General features: G+C 66.2%; 25 protein-coding genes. 15 read left to right on the top strand and 10 right to left on the bottom strand.

Annotated features, from left to right (window positions below):
• Window positions 1-121: 121 nt before the first annotated feature.
• The 10 genes from ACLFQI_RS02805 to ACLFQI_RS02760 all read right to left on the bottom strand — a co-directional run bounded on the left by ACLFQI_RS02805 (window position 122) and on the right by ACLFQI_RS02760 (window position 9,056).
• Window positions 122-1,339, bottom strand: a complete 1,218-nt coding sequence (locus ACLFQI_RS02805) for a pyridoxal phosphate-dependent aminotransferase (RefSeq protein WP_410757309.1) — start codon at window positions 1,337-1,339, stop codon at window positions 122-124.
• Between the two features lie 123 nt (window positions 1,340-1,462).
• Window positions 1,463-2,788: a histidinol dehydrogenase gene (gene hisD / locus ACLFQI_RS02800; protein WP_410757308.1), complete on the bottom strand. Its 1,326-nt coding sequence runs from the start codon at window positions 2,786-2,788 to the stop codon at window positions 1,463-1,465.
• Window positions 2,789-2,973: 185 nt separating this feature from the next.
• Window positions 2,974-3,627, bottom strand: a complete 654-nt coding sequence (gene hisG / locus ACLFQI_RS02795; protein WP_410757307.1) for an ATP phosphoribosyltransferase — start codon at window positions 3,625-3,627, stop codon at window positions 2,974-2,976.
• Between the two features lie 90 nt (window positions 3,628-3,717).
• On the bottom strand, window positions 3,718-4,974 hold the full coding sequence (murA, locus tag ACLFQI_RS02790) for a UDP-N-acetylglucosamine 1-carboxyvinyltransferase (RefSeq protein ID WP_410757306.1): 1,257 nt from the start codon (window positions 4,972-4,974) through the stop codon (window positions 3,718-3,720).
• Window positions 4,967-5,392: a lipid asymmetry maintenance protein MlaB gene (locus ACLFQI_RS02785; RefSeq protein WP_410757305.1), complete on the bottom strand. Its 426-nt coding sequence runs from the start codon at window positions 5,390-5,392 to the stop codon at window positions 4,967-4,969. Before ACLFQI_RS02785 ends, murA begins: the two co-directional genes overlap by 8 nt.
• 4 nt (window positions 5,393-5,396) lie before the next feature.
• Window positions 5,397-5,999, bottom strand: a complete 603-nt coding sequence (locus ACLFQI_RS02780) for a phospholipid-binding protein MlaC (protein WP_410757303.1) — start codon at window positions 5,997-5,999, stop codon at window positions 5,397-5,399.
• Entirely contained in the window at window positions 5,996-6,466 is a 471-nt protein-coding gene (gene mlaD / locus ACLFQI_RS02775) for an outer membrane lipid asymmetry maintenance protein MlaD (protein ID WP_410757302.1), read from the bottom strand. Before mlaD ends, ACLFQI_RS02780 begins: the two co-directional genes overlap by 4 nt.
• A gap of 4 nt (window positions 6,467-6,470) precedes the next feature.
• Window positions 6,471-7,250, bottom strand: coding sequence for a lipid asymmetry maintenance ABC transporter permease subunit MlaE (mlaE, locus tag ACLFQI_RS02770; protein ID WP_410757301.1), 780 nt, complete (start codon window positions 7,248-7,250; stop codon window positions 6,471-6,473).
• A gap of 12 nt (window positions 7,251-7,262) precedes the next feature.
• Window positions 7,263-8,129 carry an ABC transporter ATP-binding protein gene (locus ACLFQI_RS02765; protein ID WP_410757300.1) on the bottom strand — a complete coding sequence of 289 codons (867 nt, stop codon included), beginning with the start codon at window positions 8,127-8,129 and terminating at the stop codon, window positions 7,263-7,265.
• Window positions 8,130-8,381: 252 nt separating this feature from the next.
• Window positions 8,382-9,056, bottom strand: coding sequence for a DUF72 domain-containing protein (locus tag ACLFQI_RS02760; protein ID WP_410757299.1), 675 nt, complete (start codon window positions 9,054-9,056; stop codon window positions 8,382-8,384).
• A gap of 56 nt (window positions 9,057-9,112) precedes the next feature.
• On the opposite strand from ACLFQI_RS02760, the gene kdsC reads away from it, so the two are divergent.
• From kdsC to trpE, 15 genes are all read left to right on the top strand, one after another.
• Window positions 9,113-9,649, top strand: coding sequence for a 3-deoxy-manno-octulosonate-8-phosphatase KdsC (gene kdsC, locus ACLFQI_RS02755; RefSeq protein WP_410757297.1), 537 nt, complete (start codon window positions 9,113-9,115; stop codon window positions 9,647-9,649).
• 108 nt (window positions 9,650-9,757) lie between these two features.
• Window positions 9,758-10,363: an LPS export ABC transporter periplasmic protein LptC gene (gene lptC / locus ACLFQI_RS02750; RefSeq protein WP_410757296.1), complete on the top strand. Its 606-nt coding sequence runs from the start codon at window positions 9,758-9,760 to the stop codon at window positions 10,361-10,363.
• A gap of 10 nt (window positions 10,364-10,373) precedes the next feature.
• Complete coding sequence (gene lptA / locus ACLFQI_RS02745) at window positions 10,374-10,898, top strand: lipopolysaccharide transport periplasmic protein LptA (protein ID WP_410757295.1); 525 nt, start codon at window positions 10,374-10,376, stop codon at window positions 10,896-10,898.
• A complete protein-coding gene (gene lptB / locus ACLFQI_RS02740; protein WP_410757294.1) occupies window positions 10,895-11,623 on the top strand; it encodes an LPS export ABC transporter ATP-binding protein in 729 nt (242 codons plus the stop codon). The genes lptA and lptB overlap by 4 nt, the downstream gene beginning before the upstream one ends.
• Window positions 11,624-11,720: 97 nt before the next feature.
• Complete coding sequence (locus ACLFQI_RS02735; protein WP_410757293.1) at window positions 11,721-13,220, top strand: RNA polymerase factor sigma-54; 1,500 nt, start codon at window positions 11,721-11,723, stop codon at window positions 13,218-13,220.
• 52 nt (window positions 13,221-13,272) lie between these two features.
• On the top strand, window positions 13,273-13,638 hold the full coding sequence (gene hpf / locus ACLFQI_RS02730; RefSeq protein WP_410757291.1) for a ribosome hibernation-promoting factor, HPF/YfiA family: 366 nt from the start codon (window positions 13,273-13,275) through the stop codon (window positions 13,636-13,638).
• A gap of 119 nt (window positions 13,639-13,757) precedes the next feature.
• Window positions 13,758-14,204 carry a PTS sugar transporter subunit IIA gene (locus ACLFQI_RS02725; RefSeq protein ID WP_410757290.1) on the top strand — a complete coding sequence of 149 codons (447 nt, stop codon included), beginning with the start codon at window positions 13,758-13,760 and terminating at the stop codon, window positions 14,202-14,204.
• A gap of 26 nt (window positions 14,205-14,230) precedes the next feature.
• Window positions 14,231-15,208 carry an HPr(Ser) kinase/phosphatase gene (hprK, locus tag ACLFQI_RS02720; RefSeq protein ID WP_410757289.1) on the top strand — a complete coding sequence of 326 codons (978 nt, stop codon included), beginning with the start codon at window positions 14,231-14,233 and terminating at the stop codon, window positions 15,206-15,208.
• A 34-nt stretch (window positions 15,209-15,242) separates the two neighbouring features.
• Window positions 15,243-16,109, top strand: coding sequence for an RNase adapter RapZ (gene rapZ / locus ACLFQI_RS02715; protein WP_410757288.1), 867 nt, complete (start codon window positions 15,243-15,245; stop codon window positions 16,107-16,109).
• Window positions 16,106-16,513 (top strand): PTS sugar transporter subunit IIA, encoded by a 408-nt coding sequence (locus tag ACLFQI_RS02710; RefSeq protein ID WP_410757286.1) that lies wholly within the window; start codon window positions 16,106-16,108, stop codon window positions 16,511-16,513. Before rapZ ends, ACLFQI_RS02710 begins: the two co-directional genes overlap by 4 nt.
• Complete coding sequence (locus ACLFQI_RS02705; RefSeq protein WP_410757284.1) at window positions 16,503-16,772, top strand: HPr family phosphocarrier protein; 270 nt, start codon at window positions 16,503-16,505, stop codon at window positions 16,770-16,772. The genes ACLFQI_RS02710 and ACLFQI_RS02705 overlap by 11 nt, the downstream gene beginning before the upstream one ends.
• Entirely contained in the window at window positions 16,769-18,517 is a 1,749-nt protein-coding gene (gene ptsP, locus ACLFQI_RS02700; RefSeq protein WP_410757283.1) for a phosphoenolpyruvate--protein phosphotransferase, read from the top strand. The genes ACLFQI_RS02705 and ptsP overlap by 4 nt, the downstream gene beginning before the upstream one ends.
• A 171-nt stretch (window positions 18,518-18,688) precedes the next feature.
• Window positions 18,689-19,387, top strand: a complete 699-nt coding sequence (gene rpe, locus ACLFQI_RS02695; protein ID WP_410757282.1) for a ribulose-phosphate 3-epimerase — start codon at window positions 18,689-18,691, stop codon at window positions 19,385-19,387.
• A gap of 44 nt (window positions 19,388-19,431) precedes the next feature.
• Window positions 19,432-20,106, top strand: a complete 675-nt coding sequence (locus tag ACLFQI_RS02690) for a phosphoglycolate phosphatase (protein ID WP_410757281.1) — start codon at window positions 19,432-19,434, stop codon at window positions 20,104-20,106.
• A 259-nt stretch (window positions 20,107-20,365) separates the two neighbouring features.
• On the top strand, window positions 20,366-21,893 hold a 1,528-nt coding region (gene trpE, locus ACLFQI_RS02685; protein WP_410757280.1), incomplete at its 3' end, for an anthranilate synthase component I.

Raw genomic sequence — 21,893 nt, 5'->3', positions numbered from 1 at the left:
CAGCGACAGGTGGTCGACTTCGCGGTTGAGCGGATTCATTGAGGCATGCGCCACAATGCCGGTTGGGAATGGTCGACGGGCTGTCCTTTTCCGCATCAACCGCCGGGCCGTCCCCGAGTTCTCAGCCGCCCTCAAGCAGCGCGGCAAGGGCGTCGATCAACGCGGCGTTCTCATCCGGTGTGCCAACGGTGATGCGCAGGCAATCGGCGAGCAACGGATGGGCGCCGTCGAGGTTTTTGATCAGAATGCCGCGCTCGCGCAGGCCGTCGAAGAGCGCGCCCGCGCGCCCGCGCTGGACGCGGACCAGGATGAAGTTGGCATCGCTCGGGAATGGTTGCAGTCGGCCGCGGCCAGTATCGAGTTCGGCGAGAGCCGAGGCAAGCCGGCCGCGCTCGGCGCGGATGGTCGCCGTCTGCGTATCAAACACCGCGCGATGGCGCAGCGCGAAGGTGGCGCTGGCCTGGCTCAAGACATTGATGTTGTAAGGCAGGCGCACCTTGTCGAGCTGCTCGATCCACTCCGCCGGGCCGGCCAGATAACCGAGCCGCAGGCCGGCCAGGCCCATCTTCGAGACCGTACGCATCACCAGCAGATTCGGCCAGTCACCGAGGCGGGGCAGGAAGCTGGCGTCGGTGAAGGGCGCATAGGCCTCATCGACGATGACCAGTCCTGGACTCGCGGCGATGATCCGCTCGATCGCCGCGGGATCGAACAGGTTGCCGGTTGGGTTGTTCGGATAGGCGATGAAGGTCAGCAGCGGTCGGTGGCGCTCGATGGCGGCCAGGGTAGCATCGAGATCGAGGGAAAAATCCGAGCCGTTGAGAGCGACGCCGGCATACTCGAGCCCAGCGAAACGCGCGATCATCCGGTACATCACGAAGCCCGGATCAAGGGAGAGCAGGGTCGGCCGGCTCGGCGCCGCCTTACTCGCCCTACTAAAGGCCTCGTCCAGCACATCACCAAGAGTCTCGCCAGGCGCATCACCACGAGCCTTATCAGCATCCGCGCGCGCACTTCGACCAGGACGACCGGGCGCGGCCACCGCCAGCGCCAGCATCTGGATCAACTCATCGGAGCCGTTGCCGAGCAGTAGCCCCATGTCCGGCGGGATCGACATCGCCTCGCGCAGCGCTGCCTGCAATGCGCGCGCGCTCGGGTCGGGATAACGATTCAGCTCGGCCTCGCGCAGGGCTGCGAGCCAGTCATCGCGCAGCGCTTCGGGCCAGCGGTAGGGGTTCTCCATCGCGTCGAGCTTGATCAGGCCGGTGGCGTCCGGGACATGATAGGCCTTGAGCGCCTGGATGTCGGGACGGATCAGCGTTTCGATCAGGTCACTCATCACATCTTCTCATTTAATATCCGACCCTTAGGGCCGAACAGGTCTTGCCGTCGACTCAACAGGCTAGCCTTGGTCAACGCCGAAACGCGCTCTCGCAAGCTCCGCCCTTTAGGGCCGGGTCGTTCATTGCTTTTCACTGGCGCCACGATACTCGGCCGAGCGCGCATGGGCGGTCAGGCCCTCGCCGCGGGCCAGCGCCGAGGCGGTGTCGGCGAGCGCGGCGGCGCCGGCGGCCGAGGCCATGATCAGGCTCGAACGCTTCTGAAAGTCATAGACCCCGAGCGGCGAGGAGAAACGCGCGGTGCGCGAGGTCGGCAGGACGTGATTCGGCCCAGCGCAATAATCGCCAAGTGCCTCGGCGGTATAACGGCCCATGAAGATGGCACCGGCATGACGGATCCTTTCGGCGAGCGCCTCGGGCTCGGCGACCGAGAGTTCCAGATGCTCGGGGGCGATGCGATTGGCGATCTCGGCGGCCTCGTCCTGATCGCGGGCGAGAATCAAGGCGCCGCGCGCGCTCAGGGCCTGAGCGATGATCCCGCTGCGCTCCATCTGCGGCAGCAACCGTTCGATGCTGGCGGCGACCCGGTCGAGATAGTCGTCATCCCAGGCGATCAGGATCGATTGCGCGTCTTCGTCGTGTTCGGCCTGCGAGAACAGGTCCATCGCGATCCAGTCCGGGTCGGTCGCGCCATCGCAGAGGATCAGGATCTCGGAGGGGCCGGCGACCATGTCGATGCCAACCTGGCCGAACACCGCGCGCTTGGCGGTGGCGACATAGATGTTGCCGGGGCCGACGATCTTGTCGCAGGCGGGGAGGGTCTCGGTGCCATAGGCGAGCGCGGCGATGGCTTGGGCGCCGCCGACGGCGAAGGCGCGATCGACGCCGGCGATGGCGGCCGCAGCGAGGACCAGGTCATTGAGTTCGCCGTCCGGAGTCGGCACCACCATCGCCAGCTCCGGCACGCCGGCGACCTTGGCCGGGAGGGCGTTCATCAACACCGACGACGGATAGGCCGCCTTGCCGCCGGGGACATAGAGCCCGACCCGATCGAGCGGGGTCACCTTTTGACCGAGCAGATTGCCCTCGCCATCGACGAACCGCCAGCTCTCAAGGCGTTGTTGCTCGGCATAGGCGCGGATGCGCGCGGCGGCGGCTTCGAGCGCCTCGCGTTGCGCGCTGGGGATTGCCTGCAATGCGGTGCGCAAGCGTGCCTGGTCCAGTTCGAGCGCCGCTGCGTCGCGCGGGTGCCAACGATCGAAACGCGCGGTGTACTCGATCAGCGCGGCATCGCCGCGCGCGCGGATGTCGGCGATAATCGTCTCGACGGTCTGCTTGACGCCGGCATCCGAGACCGACTCCCAGGCCAGCAGAGCGTCGAGGCGAGCGTCGAACTCCGAGTCGGTCGTGCGTAAGCGGGCGATGGCGGGGGGTGCGAGCTGGGTCATGGCGATACGAGACGCTGTGGTGCGAAGACGATGGGTCACAAGGCAACAGGCGCGGACGGCGGGTCTCGCCATCCGCGCCGACGCGCGGATCCGACGATCCTGCGGGACCCGTGCTTTTGGATCCGGGTTGTCCGGCGATCGGGGCGAGCGGTCATCGGCGCGTCGGCGTTGCCAGCAGGGTCGAGTTAGGCATTCGCGACCGCCCCGCGCAGCGCCTCGACCAGGTCGGCGACGCGCGCGTGCTTCATCTTCCAGGCGGCCTTGTTGACGATCAAGCGCGAGCTGATGTCGCCGATGTGCTCGAGCGGCACCAGCCCATTGGCCTTGAGCGTGTTGCCGCTCTCGACCAGATCGACGATCAGATCCGAGAGTCCCACCAGCGGCGCGAGTTCCATCGAGCCATAGAGCTTGATGATCTCGACCTGCTGACCCTTGGCGGCGAAATGGCGTTCGGCGCTGCGGACGTATTTGGTGGCGATGCGCAGCCGACCGCGCGCCGGCGGTGGCTCCAGCGCGGCATCGGGCCGGCCGGCGACCATCAGGCGGCAGCGCGCGATGCGCAGATCGAGCGGCTCGTAGAGGCCTTCGCCGCCATGCTCGAGGAGCACGTCCTTGCCGGCCACGCCGAGATCGGCAGCGCCATACTGGACATAGGTGGGCACGTCGCTGGCGCGGATGATCACCAATTTCACGCTCGGGTCATTGGTGTCCAGGATCAGCTTGCGACTGGTCTCCGGGTCCTCGCTCGCTCGCAGTCCGGCGGCCTCGAGCAGCGGCAGTGTCTGCTCGAAGATCCGTCCCTTGGAGAGCGCGATGGTGAGCCTGGGGTCGTCGGACATGGATGCGGTCGCTCTCGGCAGCAGGTCAGATCGGGTTGAGTTAGCAGAATGGGGCAAGCGAGCCCCATTCGAGTCGAGGCACGAGGGGACTCAATGCACGCGCCGGATCAGGGCCCCGAGCGCGGCCAGTTTCTCCTCGATATTGTCGTAGCCGCGATCGATATGGTAGATGCGATCGATCAGTGTGTCGCCCTCGGCGACCAGGCCCGCGAGCACCAGGCTGGCCGAGGCGCGCAGATCGGTGGCCATCACCGGCGCGGCGGTCAGGCGCTCGACGCCGCGGCAGATCGCGACATTGCTCTCGATGCGGATATCGGCGCCCATGCGCTGCATCTCCAGCGCGTGCATGAAGCGGTTCTCGAAGACCGTCTCTTTCACCGTGGCGCTGCCCTCGGCGATGCTGTTGAGGGCGCAGAACTGGGCCTGCATATCGGTCGGGAAGGCCGGATGCGGCGCGGTCTGGATGTCCACCGCGCGCGGCCGCCGGCCGTGCATGTCGAGTTCGATCCAGTCCGCGCCGGCGGCGACGCGCGCGCCGGCCTCGCGCAGCTTCATCAGCACCGCCTCGAGCAGGTCGGCGCGGGTGCCTTGCACGCGCACGCGCCCGCCGGTCATCGCCGCAGCGACGAGGTAGGTGCCAGTCTCGATGCGATCCGGCAGCACGGTATAGTCGGTGCCCCCGAGCCGCTCGACGCCCTGAATGCGAATGATATCGGTGCCGGCACCACGGATGCGCGCGCCCATGCGGTTGAGACAATGCGCCAGGTCCACCACCTCGGGTTCGCGCGCGGCGTTCTCGAGCACGGTTTCGCCCTCGGCCAGGGTGGCGGCCATCATCAGGTTCTCGGTGCCGGTGACGGTGACCATGTCCATCACATAGCGCGCGCCGCGCAGGCGTTTGGCGCGCGCGTGCACGTAGCCGTTTTCGACCTGGATCTCGGCGCCCATCGCGCGGAGGCCCTCAAGATGCAGGTTCACCGGGCGGGCGCCGATCGCGCAGCCGCCGGGCAGCGAGACATCGGCCTCGCCGAAGCGCGTCAGCAGGGGGCCGAGCACCAGGATCGAGGCGCGCATGGTCTTGACCAGATCGTAGGGGGCTTCGACGCTGGTGATGTGGCGTGCGTCGGCCTGGATGCCCATGCGCTCGTCCACCGTCAACTGCACGCCGAGGCGCCCGAGCAGTTCCATGGTGGTGGTGATGTCGCGCAGATGCGGGACGTTCGAAATCGTGCAGACGCCATCGGCGAGCAGGGTCGCGGCCATGATCGGCAGCGCCGCGTTCTTGGCGCCCGAGGCCCGCACCTCGCCGTCGAGCCGCGGGCCGCCGGCGATCAGGAGCTTATCCATGCCGATCGGTCTCGAGACCGAGCAGGCCGTCGACGTTGGAGAAGATGGCGATGCGTCTCAGGGCCTCTGGCCAATGCGCGAATCGCAGCTCGATCCCGGCGCGCCCGGCCTGGGCCACCCAGTCGAGCAGGAGCGCGATCGCGGCGCTGCTGCTGCGCTCCACACCGCCAAGATCGATCTGGATCTCGACTGGCTGGGGCTGGGGCTGGGAGTGGGAGTGAGGCTGGGACCGGCTCGCAGGCTCGCGGCTCAAGCGCTTGAGCAGCCGCTGACCCTGGCGTGCCAATCCGGGGATCGCGCCGAGGTCGAGAGGACCTTGGAGTCTGAATCGGCCGGCGCCAAGCTCCAGCAGTTGCGCGGCTTGATTGGCTGCCGCGCCTTGCTCGGCGGTCGTGCCCGAGTCGTTGCGATCAGGCATGGGCTCAGGCACCGCGCGCGGTCTTGGCTCGCAGTTGCTCGATCAAGCCATCGATCCCCGAGCTGGCGATGGTGGAGCGAAATTGACTGCGATAGTTGGAGATCATGCTCACCCCGTCGATGACGACGTCATAGACCTTCCAACCTTCGCCGCGCTCGAGCATGTTGTAGTCGATCGGGATGGCGCTCGAGCCGGATTCGCGCACTTCGGTCGGCACCACGACGGTGCCCGAGCGGGTGCCGGCGCGCGCGGATTCGTAGACGATGTCTTGGCCCGAGTACTTCATGATCGACTTGGCGTAGGTGCGCACCAGCAGATTGCGGAAATTCTCGGTCAGGGCCTCCTGCTGCGCGGGGCTTGCATCCCGCCAGGGACGACCGACCGCGAGCCGGGTCATCTGCTCGAAGTCGAAATGCGGGGCCAGGATGCGGTCGACCAGCTCATTGATCAGTTGCGGCTTGCGCTCTATGTCGGCGCGCCGGTTTTCCAGTGCGCCGATCATCTTGCTGGCCGTCTGTTCGACCAGCTCGGTTGCCGACTGCTCGGCGCCGATGGCGCCGAATGGGCTTGCCAGCAGGAGGATGCCGGCGATCAGGAGTGTTCTCATTGGCCATCGTCCTCTGCTTTGCTCAAAAGGAATTGTCCGATCATCTGTTCCAGCACCAAGGCCGACTGGGTGAATTCGATGCGATCGCCGTCGGTCAGCATGTCCGGGCTGCCGCCAGGATCGAGGCCGATGTACTGCTCGCCGAGCAGGCCGGCGGTGAAGATATTGGCGAAAGTATCGCTGGGGATCTGATCGTAGCGATCGGCGATGCGCAGCGTCACCACCGCTTGATAGGTCTCTTGGTCGAACTCGATGGCCTCGACCCGGCCCACTCTGACGCCGGCCATGCTCACCGGCGCGCGCACCCGCAGGCTGCCGATGTTGTCGAAGTGGGCCCTGAGGAGGTAGCCCTCGTCGGCCGTCGCCATGCTCAGGTTGCTGACCCGCATGGCCAGGAAAAACAGCGCCACGAAGCCGAGTGCCATGAAGGCGCCGACCAGGATCTCGCTCAGGCGGATACGCGCCATGGCTTCAGCCTCCAAACATCAATGCGGTGAGAATGAAATCCAGCCCCAGCACTGCCAGCGCCGATTGCACCACGGTGCGGGTGGTGGCGCGGCTGACGCCGGCCGCGGTCGGCGTGGCATCGTAGCCTTCGTAGAGCGCGATCCAGGTCACGACCAGGCCGAAGACCAGGCTTTTGATGATGCCGTTGACGACATCCTCGTTGAAATCGATCTGGTTCTGCATCTGCCCCCAGAAGGCGCCATCATCAACCCCGAGCAGGCCGACACCGACGAACCAGCCGCCGAGAACGCCGACCGCGCTGAACATGGCGGCTAGCAAGGGCATCGAGATCAGCCCGCCGAAGAAACGCGGCGTCAGCACCCGCGTGACCGGATCGACGGCCATCATCTCCAGACCGGAGAGTTGTTCGGTGGCCTTCATCAGACCGATTTCGGCGGTCAAGGCGGAGCCGGCGCGGCCGGCGAACAGCAGTGCCGTGACCACCGGCCCCAGCTCGCGCACCAGCGAGGCGGCGACCATGACGCCCAGGCTCTCGGCGGCGCCGAACTGCGACAGCACATAGTGGCCCTGGAGACTCAGGACCATGCCGACGAATAGGCCGGAGACGACGATGATGAGCAGCGAGAGGACGCCGATGCCATAGAGCTGCGCCAGCAGCAGCCGCGGGCGGATCAGCAGCGAGGGCAAGCCGCCCAGGATCCCCGCCAGCAGCAGGTGCGCGCGGCCGAGGCTCGCCAGCGCGACGAGCCCGGCGCGGCCTAGCCTTGCAAGTGCGTCAAGCACGGCGGGTGCGGCTCAATGCAGCCTGTCCTGGAGCAGATCCTGCTCCAGCGGCACAGCCGGGTAATGATAATGGACCGGGCCATCGGGCTCGCCATCCATGAATTGTCGCACCCAGGCCGACTGGTTGGCCGCGACCTGTTGCGGCGTGCCCTGGGCCATGATCTTGCCATTGGCGATGATGTACAGGTCATCGGCGATGCTGACGGTATCGGCGACGTCATGACTGACGATGATGCTGGTCATGCCGCTGGCATCGTTCAGCTGGCGGATCAGCGAGACCAGCACGCCCATGGAAATGGGATCCTGGCCGGTGAAGGGCTCGTCATACATGATCATCATCGGGTCCATGGCGATCGCCCGCGCCAGCGCGACCCGGCGCGCCATGCCGCCGGAGAGCTGGCTCGGCATCAGGGCGGCGGCCCCGCGCAGTCCAACCGCCTCGAGCTTGATCAACACCAGTTTGCGCAGCACCGATTCCGGCAGTTTGGCATGTTCGCGCAGCGGGAAGGCGACGTTCTCGAACACGCTCAGATCGGTGAGCAGGGCGCCGCTCTGAAACAGCATGCCCATGCGGGTCCGCAGCCGATAGAGGTCGGCGCGACTGAGCGCCGGGATGGCTTGCCCATCGACCTCGATCTCGCCGGCGTCCGGCTGCAACTGGCCGCTGATCAGTTTCAGCAGGGTGGTCTTGCCGGTGCCGCTTGGACCCATGATGGCGGTGACCCGTCCGCGCCGGATCTCGAGATCGATGCCGTCGAAGATGCAGTGCTCGCCATGACAGAAGCGCAGGCCACGCACGCGCACCAGCGCCTCGGCGCCGTCGGCGATCCGGGTTGCTGTTTGTGGTTCGGCGGCATGCTTGGGCGGGCCTGATTCCATCGATGGTGGGTCCCTGTGCGGGCTGCGATCCAAAGCTGCGATCCAAAGCTGCGATCCAAAGCGGGGCATTCTCGCGACCTCCCCGCACAGCGTCAAGGTCGAGACGCGTCCACGGGCGGTTCCACCTGACTGGACGTCGCGGCTCGATGGCGCTCGCATTCGATCCTCTCCGGCCGTTGGCCGTTGGTCGATCCGGTTTGGTTGCAAACCCAGAGGCAGGGCCTTAGGGCAGGCAAGAGCCAGGGCTGGGTGTCAGTTCGTGCTCAGACCAAGCAGATCCAGCAGTTCCTGCCAGGCGCTGAGGTGGTTGCTGGTCGGCCGCGCCAGGATGATCAGACTCGGGGCGCGGCCGTGGTGTGCGCTCAGCTCGCTCAGCCAGTGCTTGGCGCCCCGAAGGTCATGGTGAAGCGCGCGCGGCGCTTGCACGGCATAGCGTTCGCTCGCGATGTTGAATGGGCCCGAGCCGGAATGCGATCCGGCCGCGCTTGAACCTGAGTCCAGGCGTGAGTCCGGTCGTGAGTGCGGACGAGGGTCGAGATAGCGAAACCATGCCTCCACTGGCGGCGCGGCGCGAGCGCTTGGAGCCTGCGGCGGCGCCAACGGTTGGAGCCAGGCCGCGAGGCGTGCTCCGAGTCGTTGCTCGAGGTCGGCGGCTTGGAGTGGGGCGCCGGCGGCTCTCGAACGCGCGGCTGGATGCGCGGACGCTTGCTCGGCCAGGAAGCGAAACCGGGTCGGCACCTCATCGCGCCATTGCGCGACCTGCGATGGATCGCTCGCGCTCCAGAACGCGCATGGCAGCAAAACGGCCTGAAAACAGTTGGCAAAGTAGGCGAGCTGCCAATCCTCGGGCAGATCGTCCGGATAGAAGGTGGCGCGATCGGCCAAATCCCACCAGCCGCGCGCGGTGACCATCGTCGCGTTGCTCATGCGCGTATCATAGACCGATAGACAGGCACGGGTGTATTCGGGGAGTCCAAACTCAGATGATCGACTTTCAGACGCGCGCAAGGGCGATCGAGCTCGTGATCTTCGATGTCGACGGCGTGATGACCGACGGCAGTCTCTACCTCGGCGATGATGGCCAGGAATACAAGGCGTTCAATGCGCGCGATGGCCATGGCATGACGATGCTACGTCAGGCCGGTATCGCCATGGCGGTGATTACCGGACGGTGCTCCGAAGTGGTGCGCATCCGCATGGAAAGTCTCCGCGTGGAATACGTCTACCAGGGACAGCGCGACAAGGGGCCCGCCTATGCGGCATTGCGCGCCGCCTGCGGGCTCGAGCATGACCAGATTGCCTACGTCGGCGATGATGTGGTCGACGTGCCGGTGATGCGCCAGGTCGGTCTGGCCGTGGCCGTGGCCGATGCACACCCGCTGGTCAAGGCGCATTGTCACTGGCAGACGTGCTTGCCGGGCGGGCGTGGTGCCGTGCGCGAGGTCTGCGAGGGATTGCTGGCCGCGCAGGGCAAGCTCGATGCGCTCTTGAATGGCTACGTCGCTCGCCTCGATGAATGAGCCCCGTTTGGCGGCCTGCCTGGCGAAGGACTCGGCGCTGCCAGCATGGGCGCGATGGCGCGCCTCCGCTCGGCCCGTGATCGAGGCGGTGGGCGCCCCGGGGTCTGCATGTTCTTGACCCAGCGTGAATTCGGCCTGGCCGTGCTGCTGGTCGTGCTCGGCATCCTGGCGTTATGGCTGCAATGGGCGAATGATGACAACCAGACGCAAGGATTCGATGGCGAGCGTCGTCCAGACTATATCGTCGAGGGACTCAAGGCGGTGACGCTCGATGCCGAGGGTGCCCCCGCGCGGCGTCTCGACGCCGTGCGTCTTCGCCACTACCCTGATGACGGCAGCAGCGAACTCGATGAGCCGCTGCTGCAATTGTTCGACGATGCGGTCCTGCGCTGGAACCTGCGTTCGCGGCGGGCGTGGATCAATGCGCGCGGTGATGAGGTGCTGCTCGAGCAGGAGGTACGCCTGGAACGGACGGCAACCGCCGAGTCGGCGCTGATCGAGCTGCGCACCAGCGAACTCTTGCTGTTACCAGAATCTGACTATGCCGAGACCACGCATGCGGTCGAGGTGGAGCGCGCGCATGACCGGCTGAGCGCGGCCCAGGGCCTACAGGCCTGGCTTGGCGACGATGCGCGCATCCGGCTGTTTGGGCCGGTGCGCGCGCGGATGGAGGGCGCTCGGCGGGGACCGGGCAGCGACGATGATGGCGGTTGAGGTGAATGCGATGAATCCACAGCGCCAACGCGCAACCTGGGTCTTTGTGTTGCTCGGGCTCCTGGGTTGGGCCGCGCTGCCGGCGCTGGCGCTCGAGGCCGATCAGTACCAGCCGATGTACGTCGAGGCCGATGCCGCCGAACTCGACGAGAAGCAATCCACCAGCCTGTACCTCGGCAACGTCGAGGTCACCCAGGGCAGTCTGCGCATCCAGGCCGATGAGGTTCTGGTGCATCACGCCTCCGACCGCCGGATCGAGAAGATCATCGCCGTCGGCCAGCCGGTGCGCTATCGGCAGCGCTTGGACGATGATCCCGACGAGGTGACCGGACAGGCCTTGCGCATGGAGTACGAGGCCGGGCAAGAGGAGCTGACCCTGATCGACGAGGCGGTGCTGATTCAAGCGGAGGATCGTTTCGCCAGCGACCGCATCGTCTACAACCGCATCACCCAGCGCGTGACCGCCGGCGCGAGCGCCCAAGGCCGTGAGCGCGTCAAGATTCGTCTCGAGCCCGAATCCGAGCCGGCGCAATGAAATCGACCCTGGAGGCAAGAGGGCTGGCCAAGACCTATCGGCGGCGAGCCGTGGTCAATGGCGTCGACCTCAGTGTCGACGCCGGTGAAGTGGTGGGTCTGCTGGGACCGAACGGCGCCGGCAAGACCACCAGCTTCTACATGATCGTTGGTCTGGTCGGCGCCGACGCCGGGCGCATTCTTCTCGATGGCGAGGACATCACGCATCGGCCCATGCATGCGCGGGCGCGGCGCGGGCTGAGTTATCTCGCGCAGGAGCCTTCGGTCTTTCGCAAACTCAAGGCACGCGATAACCTGATGGCGGTGCTGGAGATGCGCGCCGACAGCAGTCGCGAGGATCATCGCCAGCGCTGCGACGAGCTGCTCGATGAGCTGGGGATCGGCCATGTCGCCGATTCGCTCGCGCTCAGCCTCTCCGGGGGCGAGCGCCGCCGCCTCGAGATCGCGCGCGCGCTGGCGGTCGAGCCCAAGGTGATGCTGCTCGACGAGCCCTTCGCCGGCGTCGATCCGATCGCGGTGGGCGATATCAAGGGCATCATCGGCCATCTCCGCGATCGGCGCATCGGTGTGCTCATCACCGACCATAACGTGCGCGAGACGCTCGACATCTGCGATCGCGCGTACATCATCAACGCCGGACAGGTGATCGCTCAGGGCGCGCCGGCGGCGTTGCTGCAGGACCCGCAGGTGCGCGCCGTGTATCTCGGCGAGCATTTTCGGCTGTGAGGATGCCGGTGAACATGCGGGCCTTGGCCGTCGGCCCGGCTTTTCGGCTAGACTTCAAGGCTCCACCAGGCCTTTCATACCCGTAACAGCGCTCGGAATGAAGCAAAGCATCCAGCTCCGTCTTGGTCAGCAGTTGACCATGACGCCGCAGCTCCAGCAGGCGATCAAGCTGCTGCAACTCTCCACACTCGACCTCCAGCGCGAGATCCAGGACGCGCTCGAGTCCAATCTGATGCTGGAGACGGCGGAGGAGGGCGAGGCCGAGCGGGATGGTGCGCCAGCGGCGAGCAATGAAGAACGCGATCGCGATCGCCAGCGTCAGGAGGCCGATGCCGCCGTCGACGCCGAGGTGCCGGCGGAATCGAATGCGCTGCCCGATGATCTGCCGCTCGACAGCGACTGGAGCGACATCTATGAAGCGGACTCCGGCGAGCAGTATGCCGGTCCCTCGGCCTCGGTTGGGGCCAGCTCGAACGCGAGTAACGAGGTCGACCTGTTCGCCCAGCAATCGCGACCGCAGACGCTGCACGACCATCTCGAATGGCAGCTCAATCTGGGTCATCTCGGCGCACGCGATCAGGTCATCGCCGAGGCGCTGATCGATGCCATCGATGCCGATGGCTACCTCCGGCTCGATCCCGCCGAGCTGCTCGAGACCTTGACGCTCGAGGATCTCGAACTCGATGAGGTCGAGGCGGTGCTGCATGCCATCCAAGCCCTCGATCCGCCCGGCATCGGCGCGCGCGATCCGCGCGAGTGCCTGCTGCTGCAGCTGCGTCAGCTGCCGGCGGAGACGCCGCATCGGGCCGGCGCGCTGAAGATCTGCGAGCGTTTCTTCGATGCGCTGGCGCGCAACGATCTCGATGAGCTGCGCCGGCATACCAAGTTGTCGGATCTGGAACTCGGTCGCGCCCTGGCGTTGATCCGCTCGCTGCAACCAAGGCCCGGGTCCTTGATCAGCGACCATCGCCCCGACTACCTGATCCCCGATGTGCTGGTACGCAAGCGCGCCGGGGTCTGGCAGGTCGAACTCAATCCGGACACGCAGCCTAAACTGAGAGTGAACGAGGACTATGCGAAGCTGATCCGGCGCGCCGACGATGGCGCCGAGAATACCTGTCTCAAGACGCATCTACAGGAGGCGCGTTGGTTCATCAAGAGTCTGCTGAGCCGCAACGAGACGGTGCTGAGGGTAGCGGCCAAGATCGTCGAGCTGCAGCACGACTTCTTCGAGTACGGCGAAGAGGCCATGCGGCCTTTGATCCTGAGGGATGTCGCCGATTCGCTCGAGCTGCACGAGTCGACCGTCTCGCGCGTGACCACGCAGAAGTATATGCATACCCCGCGTGGTACGCTGGAGTTCAAGTACTTCTTTTCCAGCCATGTCGGCACGGCGGCGGGCGGCGAATGCTCGTCCACCGCCATCCGTGCCTTCATCCGCAAGCTGGTCGCCGCCGAGGCGGCCAACAAACCACTGAGCGACAACAAGATCGCCGGCATCCTGTCCGAGCAGGGCATCAATGTCGCGCGACGTACCGTCGCCAAATACCGCGAGGCCATGGGTATCCCACCCTCGAACGAGCGCAAGCGCCTGTAACGGCCGGATTCGCGGCCCGCCACCGCGCGCTTGCAAACCCAGGAGTGACACTATGCAAATCAACCTGACGGGTCATCATGTCGATATCACCGAGCCCCTGAAGGGCTACGTCGACAGCAAATTCGAGCGCTTGGAACGTCACTTCGATCACGTGATCAAAGTGCACGTGATCCTCAGCGTCGAGAAACTCCGGCAGAAGGCCGAGGCCCGCATCCACATGAACGGTGCCGATGTGTTCGCCGATGCCGTCCACGAGGATATGTACGCGGCCATCGATGGCCTCATCGACAAACTCGACCGCCAGGTCCTAAAGTACAAGGAAAAGCGCCAGAGCCACCGTGGCGCGGCGAGCAAGACCCAAGCCGAGGGCGAGACCGTCAGTGGCGAGCCCGAGGATGAGCAGGAGCCGTTGCAGTAAGCCAGCGCGCGCCTGCCGGTGCCGGACTCCGACGCCTCCCTGTCGGCTCCGGCCGGTTTTTTATCTGGACGGCGGATGCGCCTGACGCGCGACTCCGATGCCCCTTGGAGCAACAGTTGATGCTTCCCCTGACGTTAATCACAGAGTCCCGTATCCGCTGTCGTGTCGAGGTCACGAGTAAGAAGCGGTTGCTCGAATCCCTGGCCGAACTGCTCGCGCCGGCGGCCCCGCACTGTTCCCCGTCCGCGGTCTTCGACCTGCTCAACGAGCGCGAACGGCTCGGCAGTACCGGCTTGGGCGAAGGCGTCGCGCTCCCGCACGCGCGCATGGCCGGTATCGATGATGCCGTGGGCGCCTTTGTCCAGCTCGAGCAGGGGGTCAGCTTCGACGCCCCGGATGACCGGCCGGTCGATCTGGCCTTTGGGCTTTTGGTCCCGGAAGCGGCGACCGAGGCGCACCTCAACCTGTTGGCCGGCTTGGCCGGGCGTTTCAATGATCCGCGGCTGCGCGCGGCGTTGCGCGAGGCGACTGACGCCAGCACCGTGCTGGCCTTGCTGTGGCGCTGAGGCCCGCGCTGAGTCGGCTGCTGCCGATGCCGCCCGTCGACACGCTGCAGGGGTTGGTCGCGCAGCTCGGCCCGCAACTGCGGTTGCGCTGGCTCACCCCGATGCCTCAGCAGCCCCTGGCGCTGGTCAGCGAGGCGCTGCCAGGCGGCGCGGCGCAAAGTCTGGTCGGCTCGCTGAACTGTATCCATCCGAACCGCTTGCAGGTGCTGGGCCGCGCCGAGCTGCATCATCTCGAGGATCTGAGCCAGGCGACCGCGCGCGAGACGGTGGCGCGCCTGTTCGCCGCGCGGCCGGCGGCGGTGATCTTCGCCCAGGACATCGCGCCGCCGCCGAGCTTTCTGGCCCAGGCCGAGCGCGTGGGCACGCCGCTATTGGCATCGCCGACCTCCGAGGAGGAGATCGTCGATCGCTTGCAGTATTTCCTCACCTATGCGCTGGCCGAGCGCACCACCTTGCACGGGGTCTTCCTCGAGGTGCTGGGCATGGGGGTGCTGTTGGTGGGCGACCCCGGTATCGGCAAGAGCGAGCTGGCGCTCGAGATGGTGGTGCGCGGTGGTCACCGGCTGATTGCCGACGACGCGCCCGAGGTGGCGCGCATCGGCCCGGAGACCTTGCAGGGCAGTTGTCCCGAGCTGTTGCGCGATTTCCTCGAGGTGCGCGGGCTCGGCGTGCTCAACGTGCGGGCGATGTTTGGCGAAGGGGCGGTGCAGCAAGCCGAACAGCTGAGCCTGATCGTCAACATGCGCGCCCTCGATGGCGAGGCGTTGGCACAGATGGACCGGTTGCGCGGCAGTCTCTCCTCGCGCACCATCCTCGGGGTTGCGATCCCCGAGATCACGCTGCCCGTCGCTCCCGGGCGCAATCTAGCCGTCTTGTTGGAGACCGCTGTTCGTCATCAGATCCTGCGCCGGCGCGGGTATGATGCCAGTGCTGATCTGATCGAGCGACAAGCCCGTTCCATCGATGAGGCCGTTCCATGCACGACGCCACCGCCATCCACCTAATCGCGCGTTCGTCGCGGGTCCCAGCGGGGGCGGCATGGAGCTGATCATCATCAGCGGTCTGTCCGGGGCCGGCAAGAGCGTCGCGCTGCGCACGCTGGAGGATGTCGGCTTCGTCTGTATCGACAATCTGCCGCTGTTTCTGCTGCACGATCTCGCGCTCGGGCTCAAGGAGACCCGGCCCGAGGGCGGCGATGGCCGGGGCGGCACCGCGATCGGCATCGACGCGCGCAGCGGTCCCGAGTTGCTGGAGCAGGTGCCGGGCGTGGTCGAGGCGCTCGAGGCACAAGGGATCCGCATCCGGGTCATCTTTCTCGACGCCGACACGCCGACGCTGGTCTCGCGCTTCAGCGAGACCCGGCGCAAGCATCCGCTCACCAATGCCGAGCGGCCGCTGGCCGAGGCGATCGAGCTCGAGCGCCGCCTGCTCGAGCCGCTGCGCCGGACCGCGACCACCCAGATCGATACCTCCTACACCAATGTGCACGAGCTGCGCGAGCTGGTGCGCGGGAACCTCAATCGCAAGGGGCGGGCGCGAGCGCCGCTGTTGTTGCAGTCGTTCGGCTTCAAGAATGGTCTGCCGGCCGCCGTGGACTTCGTCTTCGACGTCCGTTGCCTGCCGAATCCGCATTGGCAGCCAGCGCTCCGGGCACTGACCGGCCTGGACCCGGAGGTGGCGGCTTTTCTCGAGGCCGCGCCCGAGGCGATCCGGATGCGCGATGATCTCATCGCCTTCCTCGATCGGTGGGTGCCGAGCTTCGAGAACGATGGCCGCAGTTATTTGACCATTGGCGTCGGCTGTACCGGCGGCCGGCATCGCTCGGTGTTCATGGTGGCGGCCTTGCAGCGGCACTTCGAAGCGCAGGGCCACCAGGTCCTGGTGCGGCATCGGGAGCTTGGGTGAGCGTCGCCGTCCTTCTCATCACGCATAACCGCATCGGCGCGGAATTGCTGGAGACCGCCACCCGCATGTTCGGCGGCTGCCCGCTGGCGGCGCTGGCGATCGACGTCCACGAGCAGGATGATCCGGATCAGCTGCGCCTGCACATCCAACAATGCGCCGAGCGCCTGGACGATGGCGGCGGGCTGCTGGTGTTGACCGATCTGTACGGCTCGACACCGGCGAATGTGACCGATGCGCTGCGCCAGCGTCGCCAGGTGCGCGTGCTCAGCGGGGTCAACCTGCCGATGGTGGTGCGCGTGCTCAACTATCGCCAGCTCGAGTTGTCGGCCCTCGCCGACAAGGCCTTGAGCGGGGGACGCGATGGCGTGCTTGGCTGTATCCAGGAATCCGACGATGGTCCGTAGAGAGTTCGAAATCATCAATCGCCTTGGTCTGCATGCCCGCGCCGCAGCCAAGTTCGTGACCTGCGCGAGCGCGTTTCAAAGCGAGATTCAGGTCGAGCGTCAGGGTCGCCGGGTCAACGGCAAGAGCATCATGGGGGTGATGATGCTGGCTGCCGCCCGCGGCACGCGGATCACCATCGAGCTGGAAGGGCCGGATGCCGAGCAGGCCGCGGATGCGCTCGCGGCCCTGGTCGCCGATCGCTTTGGAGAAGGCGAGTGACCACGGCCTTGCTCGGGGTCGGCGTCAGCGGCTCGCGCCCGGTCGCCATCGGCCGGGCCTACCTGTTCGGGCGCGAGCCGAGCGTGGTCACCGAAGAGATCGAGCGCGATCAGATCGACGCCGAAATCCAGCGTCTCGACGACGCGCTGGAATGCGCCCAACAGCATCTGGAGTCGGTGCGCCGCCAGATCCCCGGCTCGACGCCGCTGCACATCGCCGAATTCATCGATGCCCATCTGATGATGCTCACCGATGCGGCCTTGGTGGACGCCACCAAGGCGCTGATTCGCGAGCGCGCCATCAATGCGAACTGGGCGCTGCAGATCCAGCGCGACACCTTGATCGAGGTGTTCGATGCCATGGGCGATGCCTATCTGCGCACCCGGCGCGATGATGTCGACCATGTGGTGCGCCAGATCCAGATGTTTCTCAGTGGCGAGCCGTCGGCGCAATCGCTCTCGGCGAGCGATCTCAAGGGCCGCGTCATCGTCGCCGACGATCTGACGCCAGCGGACACCATCTTGCTGCGCCATCGCGAGATTGGCGCCTTCGTCATCGAGCACGGCGGGCCGATGTCGCACACCGCGATCCTCGCGCGCAGTCTCGATATCCCGGCCATCATGGGGGTCCACAACGCCACCCATCTGTTGCGCCAGGATGAGCTGCTGGTGGTGAATGCCGAGAGCGGCACCGTGCTGGCCGGCGCCGACGAGGCTATCCTCGCCCATTATCGCAAGCGGCTGGTGAGTGCCGATCAGCGCCGGCATCGGCTGCGCGAGCTGGTGCGCGAGCCCTCGACCAGCCGCGACGGGGTGCCGGTGGTCCTGCTGGCCAACCTGGAGCTGCCCGAGGACGTGGAGACGGTGCGCTCCAGTGGGGCCTCCGGGGTCGGCCTCTACCGGACCGAATTCCTCTACATGAATCGCGTGGGCTTGCCGGATGAAGAGGAGCACCTGGCCACCTATCTGGATGTCGTGCGTGGGCTGGATGGCATCCCGCTGACCATTCGCACCCTCGATCTTGGCATGGACAAGCAGGTTGACGGACTGCCGGGAGCGACCACCAACCTCACCAATCCGGCGCTCGGGCTGCGGGCGATCCGGCTCTGTCTGCGCGAGCCGGCGCTGTTCGTGCCGCAACTGCGCGCGATCCTGCGCGCCTCGGCGCAGGGACCGGTGCGCCTGATGCTGCCGATGATCTCGTCGATCGCCGAAGTCGAGACCGTGCTCGGGATGATCGCCGAGACCCGGCGCACCCTGCGCCGCCAAGGCCTGCCGTTCGATCCCTTGATGCCGATCGGCGCGATGATCGAGGTGCCGGCGGCGGCGCTCTGTGCCGGCGGCATCGCGAAACGGGTCGATTTCCTCTCCATCGGCACCAATGACCTGATCCAGTACACGCTGGCCATCGATCGTGTCGATGACACCGTCAACTATCTCTATGAGCCGCTCCATCCGGCCGTGCTGCGGCTGATTCGCATCACCCTGATGCGCGCCGCCGAGTCGCGCACCCGGGTCAGCATGTGTGGCGAGATGGCCGGCGATCCGCGCTACACCTCGGTGTTGCTCGGCCTCGGCCTGCGTGAGTTCAGCATGCAGCCGGCCTCGTTGCTGGAGGTCAAGGAGGTGGTGCGCGGCTGCGATGTCGGTCGCGTCAGCACGCGCATGGAACAGCTCCTCGATTGGCTCGACGATCTGACGCCAACCCAGATTCTGGACGCCGTCAACGAGGTCGTGAACGATTAGGTTCTCCGCGGGCGGCGGGGCCATCGGGCTTCGCCACGGCGCTGGAGCCGGTGAAAGATTTCGGCCGATCGGCTACACTAGGTGTCTTTTTCCTGCCTGGCACCCTGTTGGCTGAACCCGTTGACTGACCGTGCTGGCTGAACGCTCGATGCCGCTAACCGGAGGCTCCCCATGGCCGCAGCAGATGACCTGATCGCCCCGTCCATCCTCTCCGCCGACTTCGCGCGCCTTGGCGAAGAGGTCGATAACGTGCTCGCCGCCGGCGCCGACATCGTGCATTTCGATGTGATGGACAACCATTATGTGCCGAACCTGACCATCGGCCCGCTGATTTGCGAGGCGCTGCGCAAGCATGGCGTCAGCGCGCCGATCGATGTGCATCTGATGGTCAAGCCGGTCGACCGCATCATCCCGGACTTCGCCAAGGCCGGTGCCAGCTACATCACCTTCCATCCGGAGGCCAGCGAGCACGTCGATCGCACGCTGCAGCTGATCAAGGCCGAGGGCTGCAAGGCCGGTCTGGTGTTCAATCCCGCCACGCCGCTCGATTACCTCAAGTACGAACTCGACAACGTCGATATGGTGCTTTTGATGTCGGTCAACCCCGGCTTTGGCGGTCAGAGCTTCATCCCGTCGGCGCTCGATAAGTTGCGCGAAGTGCGGGCGATGATCGATGCCAGCGGGCGTGACATCCGCCTCGAGATCGATGGCGGCGTCAAGGTCGACAACATCGCCGAGATCAAGGCCGCCGGCGCCGATACCTTCGTCTCCGGCTCGGGCATCTTCGGCAAGGGCCAGGACAGCGATCCGCATCGCTACGACGGCATCATCGGCCAGATGCGCGAGGCGCTGGCTGGCGTCAAGCGCTGAGTCAGGATCTCCCCATCAGCGGCACCGGTCGGTTCCTACCCTCGATGCAGTTCCCTTTCCACCCCGGCATGATCCTGATCGATCTCGATGGCACGCTGGTCGATAGCGTGCCGGATCTGACCGCTTGCGTCGATGCGATGATGGCGCGGCTCGGGCGGCCCGCGCGGGGCGAGGCAGCGGTGCGCGCCTGGGTCGGCAACGGCGTCGAGCGCCTGGTTGCGCGCGCGCTGATCGGTGCGCTCGAGGGCACGCCTGACGCCGGCGAGTTCGAGCGCGCATTGCCGATCTTTCTCGAACTCTACGCCGAACAGGTCGCGGCGCGTTCGCGGCTCTATCCCGGCGTGCGCGAGGGCCTGGATCTGTTGCGCGCGCGCGGCTATCGCCTGGGCTGCGTGACCAACAAGGCGGCCCGTTTCACCGAGCCGCTGCTGGAGGCGGTCGGTATCCGCAGCGCGTTCGAGCTGGTGCTCAGCGGCGATCATCTGCCCGAGAAAAAGCCAAGCCCGCTGCCGCTGCTGCATGCCGCCGAGCACTTTGGCGTCGCGCCGAGCGCGTCGCTGATGCTCGGCGATTCGATCAGCGATGTGAAGGCCGCGCGTGCCGCCGGTTTCGGCATCATCTGCGTCAGCTATGGCTACAATCATGGTCACGACATCCGCTGCGCCGAGCCTGATGCCGTCATCGATGCCTTTCCCGAGCTTGGCGAGTTGCTGGCCTAGGTTCCGCGCTCCCGTCTCGCTCCTCAGGCTTGGCACGGCATGGCATTCACGCGCACGGTACCCATGGCCCTGTTGACCGCGATCGATCTGACTGCGATCGATCTGGCCGCGATCCATCGCCCTCGAACTGTTTTACGCTCCAGCAGAGTCCAACGCCTGCCACCGCGTCTCGACGACCGGCTCAAGCGCGGGCGATGGCGTCGCTCGATCGGCGATTTCGAGTCCGCCCTTGGTTTCCGTATCGTCTGGAGTCCGCCCGATGACCCCCGAGAATCTCCACGCCCTCGCCGCGCAGGGCCATAACCGCATCCCGTTGATCTGCGAGGTGCTCGCCGACCTCGACACCCCGCTCAGCTGCTATCTGAAGCTCGCCGACGCCCCCTACAGCTATCTGTTCGAGTCCGTGCAGGGCGGCGAGAAATGGGGCCGCTACTCGATCATCGGTCTGCCCTGCCGCAGCGTGCTCAAGGTCCATGGTCACCGCATCCTTATTGAGCGCGATGGGGTTGTCGTCGAAGAGGCCGAGGCCGCCGATCCATTGGCCTGGATCGAGGCCTTCCAGCAGCGCTTCAAGGTCGCCGAGCATCTGGGCATGCCGCGCTTCGCCGGCGGGCTGGTCGGCTACTTCGGCTACGACACCGTGCGTTATATCGAGCCACGGCTCGATCCCTGCCCGAACCCGGACGCGATGGACACGCCCGACATCCTGCTGATGGTGTCGGAAGAGGTCGTGGTGTTCGACAACCTGCAGGGGCGGATGTACATCATCGTCCATCTCGACCCGCTCGCCGGTGACAGTGTCGACTCCGGCCAGCGCCGCATCGATGCGCTGGTGCGACGCATGCAGCATGGCGCTCCGCGCGATCCGACCGCCGGCGGCCGTCACATCGACGAGACCGATTTCGTCTCCGGCTTCACCGAGGCCGGCTACAAACGAGCGATCGAGCGCATCAAGGACTACATCCTCGCGGGCGACTGCATGCAGGTGGTGCTCTCGCAGCGGCTGTCGATTCCGTATCAGGCGCGCCCGCTCGATCTCTATCGCGCGCTGCGCGGGCTCAACCCCTCGCCCTACATGTATTTCCTGAATCTCGGCGACTTCCAGATCGTCGGCTCATCGCCCGAGATCCTGACGCGGCTCGAGGACGGCGTGGTCACCGTGCGCCCGATCGCCGGCACCCGTCGCCGCGGCTATACCGAGGACGAGGACCGGGCGCTCGAACAGGAACTCCTCGCCGATCCGAAAGAACTCGCCGAGCATCTGATGCTGATCGATCTCGGCCGCAACGACTGCGGGCGCGTCGCCGAGATCGGCAGCGTCAGGCTCACCGATCGGATGATCGTCGAGCGCTATTCGCATGTGATGCATATCGTCAGCAACGTCACCGGCCAGCTCAAGGCCGGCATGAGCGCGATGGACGTGCTGCGCGCGACCTTCCCGGCCGGGACCGTCTCCGGCGCGCCCAAGATCCGGGCGATGGAGATCATCGACGAGCTCGAGCCGATCAAGCGCGGGATTTACTCGGGCGCGGTCGGCTATCTGGCCTTCAACGGCAACATGGACACCGCGATCGCGATTCGCACCGCGGTGATCAAGGATGGCCAGCTGCACATCCAGGCCGGCGCCGGCGTGGTCGCCGATTCGCTGCCGGATCTCGAATGGAAGGAGACCATGAACAAGGGCCGCGCGATCTTCCGCGCCGTCGCCATGGCCGAGGCCGGCATCGAGCGCCAGCCCTGTGTTACCGGCGCCACGGCGGCGGCGGAGGAGCCGGAGTCGGGGCATC

The organism is Halochromatium sp. (assembly GCF_046541315.1).
In the GTDB taxonomy this organism is placed as follows: domain Bacteria; phylum Pseudomonadota; class Gammaproteobacteria; order Chromatiales; family Chromatiaceae; genus Lamprobacter.
This window is presented reverse-complemented; position numbering and strand designations above follow the sequence as displayed.